Source organism: Granulicatella balaenopterae (assembly GCF_900111135.1).
Classification (GTDB): Bacteria; Bacillota; Bacilli; order Lactobacillales; family Aerococcaceae; genus Granulicatella; species Granulicatella balaenopterae.
In genome coordinates, this window is sequence record NZ_FOGF01000064.1 from 1,729 (window position 1) to 4,837 (window position 3,109).

Annotated in this window: 1 rRNA gene; it reads left to right on the forward strand. The window is 48.9% G+C overall.

The features are described from left to right. The first annotated feature begins 140 nt into the window (after nucleotides 1-140). A 23S ribosomal RNA gene (locus tag BMX09_RS09480) occupies nucleotides 141-3,058 on the forward strand. Nucleotides 3,059-3,109: the final 51 nt, after the last annotated feature.

Consider the following 3,109-nt stretch of genomic DNA (forward strand, 5'->3'; position numbering starts at 1 on the left):
GACTTTGATCTTTGAAAACTGAATACTGTATTAACAAACCAAAATTTACCGAGTCATAAAACATTGAGTTTTATGCATTAAAATAGAGTTTTTATTAACGATGAAAACGCAAACGCGAATCATATTGAGACTTAACCAACGGTTAAGTGAATAAGGGCGCACGGTGGATGCCTTGGTACTAGGAGCCGATGAAGGACGGAACGAACACCGATATGCTCTGGGGAGCTGTAAGTAAGCTATGATCCAGAGATTTCCGAATGGGGGAACCCAACATTTTTAATCGAATGTTACTCTCAATTGAATACATAGATTGAGTAGAGGTACACGCAGGGAACTGAAACATCTCATTACCTGCAGGAAGAGAAAGAAAAATCGATTCCCTGAGTAGCGGCGAGCGAAACGGGAAAAGCCCAAACCAACAAGCTTGCTTGTTGGGGTTGTAGGACTGGAACGTGAGACTGAAACGTATAGCAGAAGTTGTCTGGGAAGGCACATCAAAGAAGGTGATAATCCTGTATGCAAAATGTGAATCAGCTCTACCAGTATCCTGAGTACGGCGGGACACGAGAAATCCCGTCGGAATCCGCCAGGACCATCTGGCAAGGCTAAATACTACCTAGTGACCGATAGTGAACCAGTACCGTGAGGGAAAGGTGAAAAGAACCCCGGGAGGGGAGTGAAATAGTACCTGAAACCGTGTGCTTACAAGTAGTCAGAGCCCGTTAATGGGTGATGGCGTGCCTTTTGTAGAATGAACCGGCGAGTTACGTTTACATGCGAGGTTAAGATGAAGAATCGGAGCCGTAGCGAAAGCGAGTCTGAATAGGGCGACATAGTATGTGGACGTAGACCCGAAACCAAGTGACCTACCCTTGTGCAGGTTGAAGGTGCGGTAAAACGCACTGGAGGACCGAACCAGGACACGTTGAAAAGTGTTTGGATGACGTGAGGGTAGCGGAGAAATTCCAATCGAACTTGGAGATAGCTGGTTCTCTCCGAAATAGCTTTAGGGCTAGCCTCGGAATGAAGAATCTTGGAGGTAGAGCACTGTTTGGACTAGGGGCCCATCTCGGGTTACCGAATTCAGATAAACTCCGAATGCCAATGATTTATATCCGGGAGTCAGACTGCGAGTGATAAGATCCGTAGTCGAAAGGGAAACAGCCCAGACCACCAGCTAAGGTCCCAAAATATCTATTAAGTGGAAAAGGATGTGGAATTGCACAAACAACTAGGATGTTGGCTCAGAAGCAGCCACCATTTAAAGAGTGCGTAATAGCTCACTAGTCGAGTGATTCTGCGCCGAAAATGTACCGGGGCTAAATAGATTACCGAAGCTGTGGATTCATCCTTTTAGGATGAGTGGTAGGAGAGCGTTCTAAGGGCGACGAAGCATGATCGTAAGGACATGTGGAGCGCTTAGAAGTGAGAATGCCGGTATGAGTAGCGAAAGACGGGTGAGAATCCCGTCCACCGAATAACTAAGGTTTCCTGGGGAAGGCTCGTCCTCCCAGGGTTAGTCGGGACCTAAGGCAAGGCCGATAGGCGTAGTCGATGGACAACAGGTTGATATTCCTGTACTTCTATATTTCGTTTGAACGATGGAGGGACGCAGGAGGCTAAGAAAACCATGCGATTGGAAGAGCATGGCCAAGCAATAAGTTGGTTGATGAGTTAAATGCTTGTCACATATACAACAAGTTGTGATGGGGAGGGAAATAAAGTACCGAAGTTTCTGATGTCACACTGCCAAGAAAAGCTTCTAGTTAGAAATATTGAACCCGTACCGCAAACCGACACAGGTAGTTGAGGAGAGAATCCTAAGGTGAGCGAGCGAACTCTCGTTAAGGAACTCGGCAAAATGACCCCGTAACTTCGGGAGAAGGGGTGCTGACCACTTGGTCAGCCGCAGTGAATAGGCCCAGGCGACTGTTTATCAAAAACACAGGTCTCTGCAAAATCGAAAGATGACGTATAGGGGCTGACGCCTGCCCGGTGCTGGAAGGTTAAGAGGAGAGGTTAGCTCTTGAAGCGAAGCTTTGAATTGAAGCCCCAGTAAACGGCGGCCGTAACTATAACGGTCCTAAGGTAGCGAAATTCCTTGTCGGGTAAGTTCCGACCCGCACGAAAGGCGTAACGATCTGGGCACTGTCTCAACGAGAGACTCGGTGAAATTATAGTACCTGTGAAGATGCAGGTTACCCGCGACAGGACGGAAAGACCCCATGGAGCTTTACTGTAGTTTGATATTGAGTGTTTGTGTCACATGTACAGGATAGGTAGGAGCCAATGAAATCGGGACGCTAGTCTCGATGGAGGCAATGGTGGGATACTACCCTTGTGACATGACCACTCTAACCCGCACCGGTTATCCCGGTGGGAGACAGTGTCAGACGGGCAGTTTGACTGGGGCGGTCGCCTCCTAAAATGTAACGGAGGCGCCCAAAGGTTCCCTCAGAATGGTTGGAAATCATTCGCAGAGTGTAAAGGCAGAAGGGAGCTTGACTGCGAGACCTACAAGTCGAGCAGGGACGAAAGTCGGGCTTAGTGATCCGGTGGTACCGCATGGAAGGGCCATCGCTCAACGGATAAAAGCTACCCTGGGGATAACAGGCTTATCTCCCCCAAGAGTTCACATCGACGGGGAGGTTTGGCACCTCGATGTCGGCTCATCGCATCCTGGGGCTGTAGTCGGTCCCAAGGGTTGGGCTGTTCGCCCATTAAAGCGGTACGCGAGCTGGGTTCAGAACGTCGTGAGACAGTTCGGTCCCTATCCGTCGCGGGCGTTGGAAATTTGAGAGGAGCTGTCCTTAGTACGAGAGGACCGGGATGGACACACCGCTGGTGTACCAGTTGTTCTGCCAAGAGCATCGCTGGGTAGCTATGTGTGGACGGGATAAACGCTGAAAGCATCTAAGCGTGAAGCCCCCCTCAAGATGAGATTTCCCATCACATAAGTGAGTAAGACCCCTGAGAGACGATCAGGTAGATAGGCTAGAAGTGGAAGTGCTGCGAAGTATGGAGCGGACTAGTACTAATCGGTCGAGGACTTAACCAAAATATTGGTAGTCTCAAGAGTAATACTCTATGGTAAGTAATGGTAAGTAAT